General features: G+C 53.9%; 18 protein-coding genes. 4 read left to right on the top strand and 14 right to left on the bottom strand.

Annotated elements, in window-relative coordinates; translation table 11 throughout:
- Positions 1 to 72 precede the first annotated feature (72 nt).
- The 7 genes from SG26_RS19320 to SG26_RS19290 all read right to left on the bottom strand — a co-directional run bounded on the left by SG26_RS19320 (position 73) and on the right by SG26_RS19290 (position 2,175).
- A complete protein-coding gene (locus tag SG26_RS19320) occupies positions 73 to 288 on the bottom strand; it encodes a hypothetical protein (protein ID WP_050038569.1) in 216 nt (71 codons plus the stop codon).
- A complete protein-coding gene (locus SG26_RS19315) occupies positions 281 to 484 on the bottom strand; it encodes a hypothetical protein (RefSeq protein ID WP_050038568.1) in 204 nt (67 codons plus the stop codon). The genes SG26_RS19320 and SG26_RS19315 overlap by 8 nt, the downstream gene beginning before the upstream one ends.
- Positions 485 to 717: 233 nt before the next feature.
- Positions 718 to 1,083, bottom strand: a complete 366-nt coding sequence (locus SG26_RS19310) for a hypothetical protein (protein WP_050038567.1) — start codon at positions 1,081 to 1,083, stop codon at positions 718 to 720.
- A 57-nt stretch (positions 1,084 to 1,140) separates the two neighbouring features.
- The gene (locus SG26_RS19305) at positions 1,141 to 1,380 is read right to left on the bottom strand and encodes a hypothetical protein (protein WP_050038566.1); all 240 of its coding nucleotides are present in this window, start codon (positions 1,378 to 1,380) and stop codon (positions 1,141 to 1,143) included.
- Complete coding sequence (locus tag SG26_RS19300; protein WP_050038565.1) at positions 1,377 to 1,583, bottom strand: hypothetical protein; 207 nt, start codon at positions 1,581 to 1,583, stop codon at positions 1,377 to 1,379. Before SG26_RS19300 ends, SG26_RS19305 begins: the two co-directional genes overlap by 4 nt.
- On the bottom strand, positions 1,574 to 1,888 hold the full coding sequence (locus tag SG26_RS19295) for a hypothetical protein (RefSeq protein ID WP_050038564.1): 315 nt from the start codon (positions 1,886 to 1,888) through the stop codon (positions 1,574 to 1,576). The genes SG26_RS19300 and SG26_RS19295 overlap by 10 nt, the downstream gene beginning before the upstream one ends.
- The gene (locus SG26_RS19290) at positions 1,885 to 2,175 is read right to left on the bottom strand and encodes a hypothetical protein (protein WP_050038563.1); all 291 of its coding nucleotides are present in this window, start codon (positions 2,173 to 2,175) and stop codon (positions 1,885 to 1,887) included. Before SG26_RS19290 ends, SG26_RS19295 begins: the two co-directional genes overlap by 4 nt.
- 183 nt (positions 2,176 to 2,358) lie before the next feature.
- Here SG26_RS19290 and SG26_RS19285 point away from each other — a divergent pair, with 183 nt between their 5' ends.
- Complete coding sequence (locus tag SG26_RS19285; RefSeq protein WP_050038562.1) at positions 2,359 to 3,138, top strand: heptaprenylglyceryl phosphate synthase; 780 nt, start codon at positions 2,359 to 2,361, stop codon at positions 3,136 to 3,138.
- A gap of 74 nt (positions 3,139 to 3,212) precedes the next feature.
- Here the strand turns inward: SG26_RS19285 and SG26_RS19280 are convergent, their stop codons facing one another.
- The 7 genes from SG26_RS19280 to SG26_RS19250 all read right to left on the bottom strand — a co-directional run bounded on the left by SG26_RS19280 (position 3,213) and on the right by SG26_RS19250 (position 9,945).
- Positions 3,213 to 3,740 (bottom strand): hypothetical protein, encoded by a 528-nt coding sequence (locus SG26_RS19280; protein WP_175055183.1) that lies wholly within the window; start codon positions 3,738 to 3,740, stop codon positions 3,213 to 3,215.
- Positions 3,737 to 4,495 carry a hypothetical protein gene (locus SG26_RS19275; RefSeq protein ID WP_050038560.1) on the bottom strand — a complete coding sequence of 253 codons (759 nt, stop codon included), beginning with the start codon at positions 4,493 to 4,495 and terminating at the stop codon, positions 3,737 to 3,739. The genes SG26_RS19280 and SG26_RS19275 overlap by 4 nt, the downstream gene beginning before the upstream one ends.
- Positions 4,496 to 4,530: 35 nt before the next feature.
- On the bottom strand, positions 4,531 to 5,211 hold the full coding sequence (locus SG26_RS19270; RefSeq protein ID WP_050038559.1) for a hypothetical protein: 681 nt from the start codon (positions 5,209 to 5,211) through the stop codon (positions 4,531 to 4,533).
- 183 nt (positions 5,212 to 5,394) lie between these two features.
- Complete coding sequence (locus tag SG26_RS19265; protein ID WP_050038558.1) at positions 5,395 to 6,615, bottom strand: orc1/cdc6 family replication initiation protein; 1,221 nt, start codon at positions 6,613 to 6,615, stop codon at positions 5,395 to 5,397.
- Positions 6,616 to 7,292: 677 nt separating this feature from the next.
- Positions 7,293 to 7,955, bottom strand: coding sequence for a hypothetical protein (locus tag SG26_RS19260; RefSeq protein ID WP_008313597.1), 663 nt, complete (start codon positions 7,953 to 7,955; stop codon positions 7,293 to 7,295).
- A complete protein-coding gene (locus SG26_RS19255; protein ID WP_050038557.1) occupies positions 7,948 to 8,793 on the bottom strand; it encodes a DUF6884 domain-containing protein in 846 nt (281 codons plus the stop codon). Before SG26_RS19255 ends, SG26_RS19260 begins: the two co-directional genes overlap by 8 nt.
- Before the next feature lie 516 nt (positions 8,794 to 9,309).
- Entirely contained in the window at positions 9,310 to 9,945 is a 636-nt protein-coding gene (locus tag SG26_RS19250) for an IS6 family transposase (RefSeq protein WP_050038556.1), read from the bottom strand.
- A 335-nt stretch (positions 9,946 to 10,280) separates the two neighbouring features.
- Here SG26_RS19250 and SG26_RS19245 point away from each other — a divergent pair, with 335 nt between their 5' ends.
- Genes SG26_RS19245 through SG26_RS21305 form a run of 3 tightly spaced genes read left to right on the top strand, consistent with a single transcriptional unit; the run spans position 10,281 to position 12,657 of the window.
- Positions 10,281 to 11,324, top strand: coding sequence for a hypothetical protein (locus SG26_RS19245; RefSeq protein ID WP_050038555.1), 1,044 nt, complete (start codon positions 10,281 to 10,283; stop codon positions 11,322 to 11,324).
- A complete protein-coding gene (locus SG26_RS19240; RefSeq protein WP_154020831.1) occupies positions 11,317 to 12,399 on the top strand; it encodes a hypothetical protein in 1,083 nt (360 codons plus the stop codon). The genes SG26_RS19245 and SG26_RS19240 overlap by 8 nt, the downstream gene beginning before the upstream one ends.
- Complete coding sequence (locus SG26_RS21305) at positions 12,400 to 12,657, top strand: hypothetical protein (RefSeq protein ID WP_154020830.1); 258 nt, start codon at positions 12,400 to 12,402, stop codon at positions 12,655 to 12,657.
- Positions 12,658 to 13,357: the final 700 nt, after the last annotated feature.

Raw genomic sequence — 13,357 nt, 5'->3', positions numbered from 1 at the left:
TTCAATTCGCATACATACTGAGCAGGCGTTGCAGCCAGCATCATGGCTAAAGAACTGCCTTTTCGCCGCCTGTCAGAGTTCGGTCGCCTGCATCTGCTCGTGGGCGTCGGGATTGACCACCGGGATGACGCCCTCGATATCCTCTTTGCCGTACTCCTCACGAATCAGGTCGTGGATATCGTTCGCGAGAGCAACGGCCCCGTCTTGCGTGTTGGAACTCGCCTCGTTCTCAGGAAAATCTGCTGGCCCGACACCCTCCACGACGATGAACAGGTGGTCGTCACTCATTTTCGACCGCCTCGACGAGCAGCGTCGTTTCCGGCAGGTCGTCGCGAGAGGTCGACAGGAACTTGGACGTTTCTAGCGTTTCCTCGATCAACTCAACCAGTTCCTCCGAGACATCGCCAAAGTGAACGATGGCGTCGGGATCGGGGTAGTTGTCGTACTGCTGTGCAGCCGTCTTGTCTGTCTCGTTTCCACTCATAATCAGTCGGCAGCGCGCCCTCTGTGGGACGCCCCTCACCCCGCTGGGGCACAGAAAATACACGGCGGCTCGTTCCCTTCCATCCGATTCATCGCGATGAGCCTTACCTACCTCCTGAAGCGGGACCGCCGGACCGGCCTGCCGGTCCAAGGTGGAGCGTGTCCCCCGAGCGCTTGCGCTCGGGAACCGTGAGCGTGAGAGTGAGTGAAAGAGTGGCTGGTACGGCCCCTCGATTATTCCGCGATTACGTTCCCGTCCTCGTCGATGGCATACCTGAGTGGGTACACGTTCCCGTCGATATGCGTGGCCTTCTTCGGCAGCGTCTCGTTCAGCCACGCTTCACGGTCGGCGTCAGTCTGGATGTCCTCGTTCGGGGAGTGGACGCTGAACAGGTCCATGCTCACCCAGCGATTGACCGTCAGCTCACCGGACGGGGAATACACCTTCACCCGCTCCTTTTCAGCGTCAACACCGACGACGGCGAGTGCAGACGTGCCCTCGGTCGTTTTCAGTCCATCACCGATATCCACGGCATCAGGGTCGATATCAAGGTCGTCGCACTGCTGTACAGCCGTCTCGTCTGTCTTGTTTTCACACATAGTCGGTAGGCAGAGCGCCCTCTGTGGGACGCCCCTCACCCCGCTGGGGCACAGAAATCACACGATGGCTTGCTTCTCGGCATCCGATTCATCGCGACGGATCTCGCGTGCCCGCTCTCGAAGGCGAGACTGCACTGGCGTCCGGTTCTGGTGCTTGTTCTCGTATGCGAGATACCGCTGGACCGTCTCCATTGAGTGCATACAGTTGATGCCGGCGACGATTGGTTGGAGATGGTCGGCGTCCAGCAACCGCTCTGGCGGGAGTTTATCAAGAATTGGGTCAGGAGTGTCGCTCATGAATCCTCCTCTCGGAAGTCATCGAGTGTCGTCCTGCGTTTGTACCGACAGCCCGGGTAGTGAGCCAGAAGCGTCTCGTCGACGGCGTCCCAGAAGCTGATTTTGTGTGGTGCAACCGACTGCCAGAACCGGGCGCGTGCCAGTGCTGCTCCAACTCGGTGGCGTTCCTCGCGACGCCACTGCTCACGCTCAATCATCGCCATGCCGACGCTCCCTCCGGTTGATCCGCCATGTACGAACTGGCAAGCTCCAGCCCGGCGTCGAGTGAGCGTCGTGTCCCGACCAGTTTGGTCGCCCGTTCGAGCGTCCAGCCGCCGTCGCCACCTTTGAGCAGGACTGTTGCCCCGGTATCGGGAATGTGCCAGCCGATTGTGTCGTTGCCAGCGGCGAGAAATTCCCACTCACCGGCAGCGGCCTCCTGTGCCGTGCTCTGTGTGTCAATCAGCACATCCGAGCGTGGGCCACCAGCGCCGAAATCGCCCAACGTGGCCGTCCCTCCTGCGTTCATGCAGCGACCTCCCGTCGGTCCCAACCGGCGAGTTCGGCTTCGATGGCGCTGATGATGGTTGTGACCTGTTCCTCCAGCGTGTCTACCTGCTCGCCGTCGACGTCCAGGAGCGAGCGAAGTTCGAGTATGTCTGGAAGGTCAATGCTGTCTGAGCGCCGGGCCACCGCACGGAGGACAACTGCTTGAACATCAGCGCTGCCGGACTGCCCCCGAACAGTCGTCGCGATGGACTCGACGAACTTCGGGGTGGGTGGCTGCGACAGGTCTTCCGAACGACGGCAGGACATATTTCGAGACATCCTCTCACCCGCCAGAGGCACACAAAATTGGGACTTGCTGCCGCTGTAGATGGATTTTTGTGATTACTGTGCTGGCTGAAATACCCGCTCAATAAGACTGCTTACTTCCTGTTCCGAGAACTCTTCGTTAACCGTAGGAATCATTGTATATCGGGTTGGAACTTGGACATAATGTCTGTCGATTTAAACGACATCACCCACGTTACGAAGGTTGATCCAGCGGAGGAATTACCCACGGATTTGAACATTCTGGGACACACAGATTTAGTCATCGTCGGTGGGTCCGACGGCGTAACGAAAGAGAACTCCCTTGAGGCTATCGAACAGATCCTCACTCAGTTTCCGAACCTCCCACTATTTCAAGAACCCTATAGCTCAAGCCACGTTTCCACAGAAACGATAGAGGCTGTTGACGTTCTCTCGGTACCGGCGGTCTACAATGGGGATCGTGACAACTTCGTCGCAAAACACGTGGATTTCTTTACGGAGGTCGGGAGTAAACCCGAAGAGATTCTCGGGGCCGGACTCCCCCTCGTAGGCGACCTTATCGCATCCAGAGGACGTGATGCGATTGCCACGATTTCGGATAAGATAATGGGTGAAGGATATGTCGTTCAAAATCTCGACTCGAACGCAGCCGATGAGTCTGGTGTCGAAACGCTATATACTTCGGAGCAGGTAGCAGGTGCCGCACTAGCAACTGAATCCTTCTACGGTTTCCCTATCTTCTACATCGAGTACTCCGGAACGTACGGTGGTCCCGAAGACGTGAAAGCCGCAGCAAAGTATCTCAGTGACACAGTCCTCTTTTACGGCGGAGGTATCGAAAGCCAACAACAGACCCAAGAAATTCTCGATGCTGGTGCCGACGCTGTCGTCGTGGGTGATTGTTTCCACGATAACCCTGATCAGTATCTGGAGACCGTCCCGAACGCTTCGCTCTCCAAGTAGTCAGATTGAGAAACCTATACTCTGTACTGCTCATTAGCGGAGCAGACCCATCAGTTTCGTGGAACTACCGCCGGCTACCCAGTCCACCCGCCGATCTCGACCTGTGTACTGTCTGCTGGAGCATCGCCTGCTGTCTTCCCACCTGAGTCAAACGGTAGTTCAACCAGATGGGGCACTCCGTCGTCGTATGTCCGGTCAGGGCGTTTCACACAGTCGACCGGCAGGATAGGACTACATTCACTGCAAGAGTGTGTTGCCCCGTCGAAGCCGTTGATTGTCACCGACCAGGAGATGATGCTTGCGAGCCGATACGTCTCCGCTGCTGGACGACGAGTACTGGCAGACTGGCAGCCAACAGCGCCACAGACATCGCAGGTAAGGAGATGGTCTCGATCTGCCTCGTGGAAGAGCGAAGCGGCCTGCTCGACGTTGTCGCGGTCCTGAAGCGCACACGCCCGGCAAATCGTAAATCGGAACACGCCGTCTTCTCGGTCGACCTCGTTGGGCCACCGGACATAGGTGTACGCCTCGCCGAGGATATCGGCTCTATCCCCACAGAATCGACAGCATTCAGCCGTTGCTTCGGGCTGGACGTCGGTCATGCAGACCACCGTGCAAGTGTTGACTGTTCGCGAGCAGTCTCCACAGGGCAGAGAAAGCGCCATTTATACCGTTCACGGATCGGCTTGTCCTCGCGGTTGCTTGCCTGGCCCGGCTCGCGGTAGCCCGTGCAGGTCCAGCCCTTGTCTTGCAGCGCTCGAACCATCGCTCCATCGTAGTCCGAGCGAACCCACGTTAACAAGAAGCGAGTGTCACGGTCGTCAGCCTGCAAGAATCGCTCCTGTGAGCGGGCCAGCGCTGCCGACGCGAGGTTCGGCATCCGAACGCCCATGCAGATCCGCGCGGCCTCGACGAGCGAGTCACCGGATACCACTTCGCTGTCAACGACTGGCGTATCCATCGACGGAAGCACCCGCCGGGCGGTCGCTCGAATCTCCGCTGGAAGGCTGTCGATCTCGACTGGCTCGGGACAGAGCGGGCCGTCGACGCCGTACCGGATTCGCTTTTTCGAGATCAGTGGATACCGGTACGTGATAGCCCCGACCAACGAGTCCTGAAAGTACAGCCCGTGGTGAGTGAGGTTGACCGACGGTAGTGACCCCATGTATGAGTGATGCGCCTCGTAGACGGCGGCTGCGGTTTCTCTGTCGATTGGTTCGACAGTGACGTGATCGGCAAATCGAATCCCGAGAGGTGCGGTGAACGGGTCGCCATCGGCGTGGATCGGACAGGAACACTCCCCTGTGTCTGCTGGCGGGCGATGCTGAAACGACTTCGACGCTGAGTGTGTGGACATCCTCGCACCCGCCAGAGGAACAGAAAACCGCCGTCTCAGTCGAGGCCGGGGAGTCGTTCAGCAATGATGATGCCGCCCCTCGGCCCCTCCAAGTATAGTGCTGTGTGTCCACGAAAGTAGATAGTGTAGCGGTCTGGAACGTACTGGTGGCCAGGTGAAAGCGTCGCGATAGCCTTCGACAAGAGCCGCGCCGAGAACAGTGAGTCGCCGTTGTGGTTCGACAGGCGGTCGGATTGCAGTGGCTCCCAGCTATCGAACTCGTGGTCCGCTGGTGGCGTCAGTGTCGTCCGGGCTGTCGCGATCAGGTAGTCAGCCCCGTCGACAACTTTGGCGGCGGTGTTCGTTACATCTGGAATGAATTCCACATTACCCCCGAAGTCGGTCATCGGCTCGTTGTCCCAACGCAATGCTTCTGGATGGCCGGCGACCGGCACCGGCGGGCCTTGGAAGCCCTCGCTTCGGATGTGGGATTTTGCTTTGCTCTCGGAACCGAATGTCTCCCCGCAGGTGCACTCGAACGATTCGTCGTTGCGATAGTAGCCGTCAGTATCCTGTGAGCGGACGAGTTCACCGTCATCGTCCATGTAGATGGTGTCGACATACCCCCACGAATACGACACCTCAATCTCGTGCTCTTGACTGGGCTTGCTGAAGTCGAAGCCGGCTTGCTGGTCTGGCTGTCCGTCCTGCGTCTGAGTCGGATCAGTTGTAGTCATCCTCTCACCCGCCAGAGGAACAGAAAATCGCCCGACACAGCGTGTTAACCAACAGAAGCGATGATACTAACTGGCTGTTGGTTAAGGGTTGTGAATACGGCCTCTTTGTTCATCCAACTGGCTGAAACAACCGGTCAGTGAGCGTGCTTATTGAGGATACCCAAGAGCTTCAGCCACAGTCGCTCACGGTGCTGTCTCTCTATAGATTTGCTTGATAATCTCCGGGGGTTTATTGAGCGTGTGCTCGTTAAATTGTCCTTTGCTCCCTTGGTGTTGGTTCCGTGACTCGGTGATTTCAAGAAATGACAGTTCCTCCAAAAGTTGTCTCACACGCTCATGGGTGACTGGATCGACAGCGTGCTCATTGCAGAGTTTTTCGTATGCATCTAATACCTGCGAGGTCCGGAACCACCCTTCATCAGAATTACTAATTGTAAGCGCTGCGAGTGCTCCGATAACATGCTGGGAATGGGCTGGCAAGCCCGTAATAAGGTCGCGAAGCCGTTCAGCTTCAGCCATCTCGCGTACTTTTGGAACATCTTCTTCTGAGATAGTATCATAACCGTTTCGTATGGCGTATTTGCCGAGTGAAAACAACAGTTCAATACCCTTTCGGGCGTCGCCATGTTCTTTCGCAGCGAGAGCTGCCACCCGGGGGATGACTCCCTCCTCAATCACCCCTTCGTGGAAGGCGTCTGATCGGTTCCTAAGAATCTCCCGTAATTGGTTGGCATCGTATGGGTCAAACACGTACTCTCGATGGCCGAACGAACTTTTTGTCCGCTCGTTCATCTGATTCCGGTAGTCGATCTTGTTCGAGATTGCCACGATACTAATGGGTATATCTATTGAACCATTTTCTCGAGCCCGAGAAAGAATCATCAGTGGGGAATCATCGCGAAGTCTGTCGACTTCGTCGAGCGTAATGGCAACACCATCGTAGTGCTGGTTAAGGATCGACCATAGCCGCTCATAGTATTCATCAGTCGAAATACCGCGGGACGGGAATTTGACGCCGCTTTCAGGAGGGTTGATGCGACGGCCAATATTGCGCGGGACTCGGGCAGGACCGTCAGTTTGTGAACAGTTTATATAGGCAGTTCCAACACTGACACCACGACGGTCAGCCTCTGCTTCGACTCTGCCCATTACATGTTTAGCGACAAGCGACTTTCCTGTTCCCGTTTTTCCGAAGATCAGCACCGAGCTGGCCGGTTCACCAACAACAAGAGCCCCAATCTCGTGAGCTACCTGTTCAATTTGTTCGTCACGGCCTATAATGCGGTCGGCGTCAGGGACGTGATCCGTGTCGACGAGGTCTCGGTTCTTGAAAATCTCGTTCCGATGCTCCACGACAGGAGCGTCGAAAAGGGGGTCGCCCCCTCGGTCCCCTGCATCTGGCATATCTCGCATATCTTATTGATGGCACAAAAACCTATGGACCTAGTTTGGAGTGAAGATGGTAGTTTTAGCTCCTCATCACTAATTCTATTGGATATTCAATTGACTCCAAATCTATCGGAACACACTGGATTTGGAGTGTACTGGGTGGTTGTATCATATGCCATCAAAATGCAGTCAAAAGGTCCTCAGATTCTGCTGTTGATGAGACATCTCTGTGGAAGATTGGATAAGAGTCGATACTGGGTGTCCATATCTGAAGTCTATTCTAGGAGTTGGGTAAGAAGCGGTCAACACACACACCGGATTTGGAGTCCAGAAACGCGAGAGGCTGGGGACAAGCTCTCGAAGTATGTTTACGGATGTGGCTGGACTCCAAATCTGGTGTCTCCTTCTAGTCTAGTCTAACTAGAATTTGAAAGGAAAGGAAAGATGAGACAGCACAGTAAGTACAGCTTCCGTAAGCGCGGGACTCAAGCACACTCATATTGAGATATCTCGACTCCAAATCTGGTGTGTGTGTAAAATCCCCCATTAGGGGTCTGCTAGTGATTTCCTCCCAGGTATAGACTCCAAACTTGGTGTGTCTGCCACTAAACTTGACGTTTAATTCTTGGGCTGTATTGACCGAAAGCTCTGTCACAATCTCGTGAATAAGACAGCCGTATTCGCAACGACCGTTAAGACGATGACCACCGTTTCAGGTCGCTCTGGGCGTTGGTCTGTCCACGGAACGACAGCCGGTCAGCCATTGGAACGCTCACCGCTTCGCCGTTGCGAGCCACGTAATTATTCAGATATCGGTGGTCATCGTCGCTGTAGCTGCCGTCCTTGTTTGGCTCGCTGTCGGGCGAGACGTAGATGATGCTAAACGCCGGCAAGCCAAACGCTCGAGTTTGCGAGATTTGTAGCACCATCGCGTCACCGGGCCCGTGGCAGTCAATGAGGTCCCCACGATGCAGTTGCTCCCCGAGCGGCGTTCGAGTGGCTTCCGACCGGGAAAGTCGCTGTCCGTCGCGATGGGAGTTCCACGGCTCAAGGAGATCTAGCTCTTGATCTGGGCAGATCCGTGCTGTGGAATCGTCGATCAGCTCCACGACGTACGGGTTTTGCTGGCCGAAGTGGTACTTGTAATCCGGAGACCGCCGGGCTCGCTCGATGTGGGTCTCTACTGCTTCGGCTGCCATCTCCCGGGTTGGGAACAGTCCTTGCCAAGAACAGTGGTTGTCCGAACAAACAGCCAGAAAGCCAGTCTCTGTCATCCGGATCACCTCTCGGTCCAGTGGCGCGTCGACGTGGATATCCGCATCTCGGTCGATATCGCAGGTTTGCGTGCTATCCATTTTGCCCTCCCTCCCCGCCGTCAGTTTCAAGACTCGTCTGCCTCGTGGCAAGGAACCGCTCAGGGACGTTCTCGAACGCATCCAACCCAGCCTGCTCGGTTCCCTCGACGTCGACGCCGCTATGACTGGTTTGCCACGTAGCAGACTCGCGCTCAAAGCCGCCGTCGAAGGCTGAAAGCTCTGCTCGACAAGCGGGCTTTGCAGTTGCTTCAAGTTCTTCGGCCCGGTCTGAAAGCCAGTCCATCTGGTCGAACATCCCGTCGAAGTCACGCTCCTGGAAGGGGAAGCGAACTGTCGCTTTCGGGGGAAGAGCAGTGTACGTCTCCCGGCCAGTCCGAATCGCAGTTGGCCGTCCGTCGAAGATCCCGCGCTCACGCAATGCGTCAACGTAGTCACTGCCGGCCAGAACGACCAACTCCCGACAGGGGGACTCCTGTTGATCGGCAGCGTATGGCCGCCGGAGCCAATCGCCCAGTGATGAGTGGACACGGAGCGCCCACTGGTCTAGTCGGCTCTCAACTGGGTCCCCTGACGGCAGCCGGTAATGTGGCTCTCCCTCGATGGGTTCGCCGCGCAGGTCCTCAATGGTCGTATCGTACGGGGCGACCGTCTGCCGGGGCATCAAGATCCCGTGTCCTGCAGAGAGAACCGCCCAAGTGTTCGCTCGTCGGTCAGCGGTTCGAGCCCACTGGACAGCCGCCTCAGCATATGATCGCTTGACCGCGAAGTACGACGAAGTGTAGAGGTTGCGTGCCTCAGCTGGATCGTCGGTTTTCGCGTCGCCGCATCCGATGAGTACGAAGCGGCCACGGGTCCGCTCAGTCTGTGCAGTAGTCATCTGTCTCCCTCGCCCCACCGGGAGTCACAAAATCAGGTGCTAGAATCAGTAGTTGTGGCCGTCTGGCAACGCTTCGGGCAGATGTGCTTCTGGGTGGTTAGCAGGTGCATCAACTGACTCAGGTGTGATTTTGCTTGGATCCAAAATTGCACGGTAGCTCTTCCGGTCTGGGGTAGCGTCGCGTCCGCATCCAGAGCATTCTCTTGTACCGTCGTTTCCGTAGTCTCGCGCCTTCGTGCAACCGCAATTCGGGCAACTGTACTGTGGTGCAGTCTCCTGAGACAGTTTCGCGCTCATATCTGGAACTTCCCCACCCATGGGGGAGACAAAAAATTGCGGCTCTACGGGATACACGGCTGTTCAGTGGTGACTCTTGCCTGTACTTCTGCGGTTTAATTTGAATGAGTAGCACGATCACCAGTGGCGTCGGTCGCGTCTATCGATTACGAGCGAAGAGTGAGGAAGGCTTCCACGACCAAGAGACATCACCTGCTGAACCGGTGTCAGGGGTCGCGTTCAGATTAGCTGATTCCATGCGAAGGCGAACGATTTGAGCCACTCGTCAGCAGTTTCTGCGCTTGCGTGACTGAAACAGTTCGAGAAAGCGGTAGTTCTGCGTTTTACCTCTCGAAAGACACGTTCGACGCTGTTGCGATTTCCATGTTTCTCGTAGCGGAAATCGAGGCCGTGACGGGTGCAGGCGTCTTTCAGCGGCGTCGCACCGTCGACGAGGAACACGGCGTCGTCGACGTCGTGCTTCTCGCGTAGTTCCGTGAAGAACGCGTGAGCGAGCACGTTCGTTCTCGTCGGTTCAAGCTTCGTATGCAGTAGTTCGTTGGTTTCTGGGTCGACAGCAGCGTACAGCCAGTAGCGTTCGTCATTCAGTTGGATCACGGTCTCGTCGACCGCGACGTGATCCGGCGAGTGTCCGTCCTCAGGCTGTAGATCAGCCTTATGAACCCAGTTGTGAACGGTCGATTTGACGCGGTCGACACCGAACAATTCAAGAATCGAAACAGTATTCGAAAGCGAGAGACCAGCAAGATGCAGCTGAATACTGAGCTTCATCAACAGCCGCGGTGTTGCTTCTCGCTCCACAAAACCTAACTCGATCTCGTCCAAAGAGTCGTTGAGGACGGCGTTTTTGGGCATAGAACACTTCGAAAATGCCGTTCCTCACCTTTCAGTGCTTATCTGAACACCGCCGTGTCAGGGAGACAAAACCGCTGAAACGGCACAGACGATGCGTAGAGATGCTCTCCGCAAGGTGGTAAACGGAGCCAAATCGCCCTCTACGCTAAACCGCAGAAGTACAGTTGCCTAATCTGGTGAAATAATCATAGAAGAACTGACATTGGTGCGAATTGGCAGCAAGATATAGAGAGTGAGTTTAACACACTTGCTGCCGAGAAGAATGGCATGTAGGTTCTTGATAGGTCATTTCCACAGAGAGTTAGTTTTATTCGGTCTAATCTTCGACTACCACTATGTTCCCTCTTATATGCCGAAAACTGGGATTAGCCGAGAAGGATTCTCTGCGGTTTCAATTATTCAAAAGGCGCGCTGGCACAGCAGAGTTGTACCGCTCGTTATGGCACCGTCATGTTGAGAAGAGAATTTCTCCACATCTCACAGGCATCCGCTCATGGAGAGCCCCAGCATTTAGAGCATTCATTCTAATCGCCGTAATCATCTCCCTCTGCTTCGGAAATGCCCTCCTCTTGGGGAATAATATCATACTCCTGCATTTCGATGGAATACCGATTCAGTACATTTCCAATGGGGATTATCGAGCGCTCTGGCAAGCACATGCAGCGATAATTAGCATAGCATTCATCGGTATCGTGTTTCTCTACGAGTTCATCTCAGACGAAGATACGACTCAGTTCGGTGCTCAAGTAGCAGTTACTGATACTCGAGGTGTTCAGATCATCTCCTTCTCAGTCCTCGCTAACGGCGTGATGGCTGTATCCTCGGTTCTTCTCCCACCAGACGGCGCTGTAGGTTCGAACGCAGACACAGTGTTATTTGGCACCCTCCGTGGAGCGGTTCCTGCGCTATTTCTCGTGACTCTCGCCTTTGTCTTAGTCCTCTACGGCCGAATCTCATCTATAATCTTAGATGAGGGAATTGGGAATGCCGTGGAAAGACGAGGATTAACAGGGATAGACGAAATAGTCAATTCAAATAAACCTCAAGATATCGAACTGGAGATGCTACAAAAGCATATCTCCGAGTATCCGGAAAGCCAGTATTCACCAGGTCTAAGAGGCACCAGAATCCAAGGAGACGCAGTGAATAAAGATGGTGAGATCTCTGATTTCAATCTGAGACGCTTAAAACAAGTTTTTCAATTCGCAAAGGCCTTGAATACTGACATTCTCGTAGCTCCGAGGCTTGGTGATGAACTTGGTCAACGGACTCTACTTACCGTCGATAAAGACCTCGGTCAGATTGAGGAAGCACTGCTTAGTCATTTACTCGAGAAAGCGATCATAACCCGAGAATCCACGAGGTGGAATGATGTCTGATTTTCAAAATGCGGTCGAGTACTATTTAGAGAAGTCGAAATCGGCTGCCAATCGGGGATCAGCAAAGGACCTAGAAGAGCAACTCGACCATGTTGAGTCTCTCCTTGAGCATTACAGTGAGAAGACTTCTCCTGAGAATATCTCTGATTTCCCCCAAGACACGTCCCTTATTGGCGAGTTTACAAACTTCTATAGAAGCGTCCACGATTCCTGTACTACCTCACCAAATCCAGAGTGTATAGTACTGGTTCATCGACACGCTTGGCGCGGTGTGTTCACTGGATGGAACAGCAACCATAAAAATGTATTTAGTGATCTACTATCCGTTGCTATTGACCAATACCTACACCAGACTCTTTCTGACAGGGTGAATGAGAGTGTTTTGGAGAAGACCGAGTCAAATCTTCGGTCAATATTCCAGTCGACAATAGGTGCTCTTGATGATGCAGAGACTCCTACCGACCTCCAGAATATTGAGTTCCAATTTGACGAATTATTCACTCAAGTCAGGCGGATCGTTCGTGATCCACCTAAGAATGGAATCATTGAGCCCAGTGAAACTATTCTTGACCTCCTCTCAAGTCTACTGCTGAGACCAGAAGGGTTTGAGGCAGATCTGGTCAACTACAATATTGACATCCGCTCAAGGGCCAGCCAAGATGATTCTACTGAGACATCCTTGAATGAATTGCGAGACAAGATGGCTCTCAGTGCCAGGAAGCATCGACTTGCACTTCAGTTTAGCCAACGGATTGAGGTTCTCCGATTTGTCGGGTCGGCGTGGATAACTCATCTTCACTTAGAAGGGATAGTTAGCGATGAGCGATATGATGAATTTGCTGAAAATGTGATACATGAAGATTACTCTAACCCGTCAAACATAGCCGAATTGTTCCTCCAACTTACGGGCAGTGAGGGCTATTGGGAAATGTGGGATCTCCATCGGCGTATGGATGATTCGCCGGCCAGATTGTTTCCTCGGGCTCCGCAACCTGGGGCTGGGCACTTGAGTTCTATCTACTCCAGATGGTACGAGTTCTATTGGAGACTGGTGATATCGAGTCTGACCTATTAGATGAGAACCGATCCCTGTAGAGGATATTCTAAGGGTCCGAACCTCACGGATCTTAGAGAAAATAGAGCAACTTCGAGGAAAAGATATCTTCCAAGAGTTCCTGTCGCCCCTTTCAGTAATGAAGACATCGAGATGGCTGTAGACCACCTTTACGAAGCCCACGAACAACGAGAAACAGAAGCTGAGGCAAACTGGGAGGAAACCCTTCGGGACACGGAGATACCGAATCCCGGAAGACCCAATTCCGAGAAAGTTTGAGTACGGAAACATTGTCAAGCTTCGAGCTTCGCAAAGTGTTTGATTCACTTGGATGGATAGGAAGACAGGACGAAGCGCCAGATGGTGTAGTGATCGAGTCGTACGTGTTGGGTCGGCCTTCTTATCCGAAGCGTGTTTTTGTGGATGACCCCTATGTGAGCCAACACCTCAATACTTCACAAATCTCATCACAGATTGCTACAAACGCGACTCAGAGCTGGGTTGATGCCTTTGTCTCTACGGAACTGCTCTCCCCAATCAATCTAATATTGCAGAATTTCTCGTCGAACAGGTCGATACATCGAACGCACTGTGTTACATAGTCGATATTGGCGATGAACGCCGAGATATCGTTGACTCGGAGCACTTCTCGTATCGCTCTGAACAGGGAGAAGAACCGCTTCTGATGTTGCCAAAACTGGGTATCTAGCTGGGACTCCGGTCATCACGACCCGGTTAGGTGAAGCAAAGGCCATTGTGATTGATGAAAGCACAAAACCGTATATGACCGGTTAGACGGCGGCCTCTCTCAATAGAAGTCATTTCAGGTGAAGAATGGCAGCAACGTCATCCAGTTTCCGAAGACAGCGATATTGAGTTAAATGTAATTGTCGAAGTCGAGTACTCATTCGGAGTTAGTGGAGGAGGAATAACGGTGGTTCAATAAATCCGGCTTGAAGTCAGATCGCTAACTTGTAGA

The organism is Haloarcula sp. CBA1115 (genome assembly GCF_000827835.1).
GTDB classification, from domain to species: Archaea; Halobacteriota; Halobacteria; order Halobacteriales; family Haloarculaceae; genus Haloarcula; species Haloarcula hispanica.
The sequence above is the reverse complement of the archived record's forward strand: the minus strand, read 5'-3'. Positions and strand labels throughout refer to the sequence as shown.

Bases quoted from the DNA above. Each gene is read 5' to 3' on its own strand.
- SG26_RS19265 (WP_050038558.1), bottom strand. From the start codon at position 6,615: ATGCCAGATGCAGGGGACCGAGGGGGCGACCCCCTTTTCGACGCTCCT.
- SG26_RS19305 (WP_050038566.1), bottom strand. From the start codon at position 1,380: ATGAGCGACACTCCTGACCCAATTCTTGATAAACTCCCGCCAGAGCGG.
- SG26_RS19315 (WP_050038568.1), bottom strand. From the start codon at position 484: ATGAGTGGAAACGAGACAGACAAGACGGCTGCACAGCAGTACGACAAC.
- SG26_RS21305 (WP_154020830.1), top strand. From the start codon at position 12,400: ATGAGAACCGATCCCTGTAGAGGATATTCTAAGGGTCCGAACCTCACG.
- SG26_RS19290 (WP_050038563.1), bottom strand. From the start codon at position 2,175: ATGTCCTGCCGTCGTTCGGAAGACCTGTCGCAGCCACCCACCCCGAAG.
- SG26_RS19240 (WP_154020831.1), top strand. From the start codon at position 11,317: ATGTCTGATTTTCAAAATGCGGTCGAGTACTATTTAGAGAAGTCGAAA.
- SG26_RS19250 (WP_050038556.1), bottom strand. From the start codon at position 9,945: ATGCCCAAAAACGCCGTCCTCAACGACTCTTTGGACGAGATCGAGTTA.
- SG26_RS19255 (WP_050038557.1), bottom strand. From the start codon at position 8,793: ATGACTACTGCACAGACTGAGCGGACCCGTGGCCGCTTCGTACTCATC.
- SG26_RS19260 (WP_008313597.1), bottom strand. From the start codon at position 7,955: ATGGATAGCACGCAAACCTGCGATATCGACCGAGATGCGGATATCCAC.
- SG26_RS19275 (WP_050038560.1), bottom strand. From the start codon at position 4,495: ATGTCCACACACTCAGCGTCGAAGTCGTTTCAGCATCGCCCGCCAGCA.
- SG26_RS19245 (WP_050038555.1), top strand. From the start codon at position 10,281: ATGTTCCCTCTTATATGCCGAAAACTGGGATTAGCCGAGAAGGATTCT.
- SG26_RS19285 (WP_050038562.1), top strand. From the start codon at position 2,359: ATGTCTGTCGATTTAAACGACATCACCCACGTTACGAAGGTTGATCCA.
- SG26_RS19310 (WP_050038567.1), bottom strand. From the start codon at position 1,083: ATGTGTGAAAACAAGACAGACGAGACGGCTGTACAGCAGTGCGACGAC.
- SG26_RS19320 (WP_050038569.1), bottom strand. From the start codon at position 288: ATGAGTGACGACCACCTGTTCATCGTCGTGGAGGGTGTCGGGCCAGCA.
- SG26_RS19300 (WP_050038565.1), bottom strand. From the start codon at position 1,583: ATGGCGATGATTGAGCGTGAGCAGTGGCGTCGCGAGGAACGCCACCGA.
- SG26_RS19280 (WP_175055183.1), bottom strand. From the start codon at position 3,740: ATGACCGACGTCCAGCCCGAAGCAACGGCTGAATGCTGTCGATTCTGT.
- SG26_RS19295 (WP_050038564.1), bottom strand. From the start codon at position 1,888: ATGAACGCAGGAGGGACGGCCACGTTGGGCGATTTCGGCGCTGGTGGC.
- SG26_RS19270 (WP_050038559.1), bottom strand. From the start codon at position 5,211: ATGACTACAACTGATCCGACTCAGACGCAGGACGGACAGCCAGACCAG.